General features: G+C 53.6%; 1 pseudogene. It reads left to right on the top strand.

Going from position 1 to position 709, the window contains the following annotated elements:
- Positions 1-680 (top strand): annotated as a pseudogene (locus BKX98_RS16575) (IS3-like element ISAar3 family transposase); the annotation flags it as partial.
- Between the last annotated feature and the right edge of the window lie 29 nt (positions 681-709).

The raw sequence follows: 709 nt of genomic DNA, 5'->3' as shown, positions 1-709 counted from the left end.
GGCGCAAAGCCCGCTGGCACTTGCTGGCCACCGAACGATGGAATGACACTGTCTTGAACAGCAAGCGCATCCGACGATTATGGCGAGAAGAAGGCTTGGTCTGTAAGCCCAAGCGTCGAAAGAAGCGGCGCACCGGCCCAGACGCTGGGGAACAGAAGCGGTTGACCGCCGAGTACCCGATGCATGTACTGAGCTTTGATTTCCAGTCGGATGTCACTTCTTGTGGCCGTCATATCCGGTTCTTCAATGTCATTGATGAGTACACGCGGACCGCTTTGGCGATCATTCCCCGCAGGTCTTTTAAAGCTGCTGATGTGGTGGCTGTTTTGGAGGACATCATTGCTGAAACTGGGATCCAGCCAACGTTTGTGCGGTGTGATAACGGGCCTGAGTTCACTGCTGACGCGCTGGTGGATTGGTGCAACACTGTGGGGGTGTCCACTGCGTTTATCGATCCGGGCTCACCTTGGCAGAACGGTTTTATCGAGTCGTTCAATGCGCAGTTCCGGCGTGAACAGCTTTCCGGGGAAATTATGGACACTATGGTGGAAGCGAAGTATTTGGCTGATGAATGGAAAGACATTTACAATCATGAGCGTCCCCATGGGTCTTTGGATGGGTTGACGCCGTCCCGGTTTTGGGATGAGTGGGTTAGAGAGAATCAGTTAGCTATCGCATAGCTGCTGGACTGCTTAAAGGGACCCAACCA

This window comes from Glutamicibacter sp. 0426 (genome assembly GCF_001906485.1).
GTDB classification, from domain to species: Bacteria; Actinomycetota; Actinomycetes; order Actinomycetales; family Micrococcaceae; genus Glutamicibacter; species Glutamicibacter nicotianae.
The sequence above is the reverse complement of the archived record's forward strand: the minus strand, read 5'-3'. Positions and strand labels throughout refer to the sequence as shown.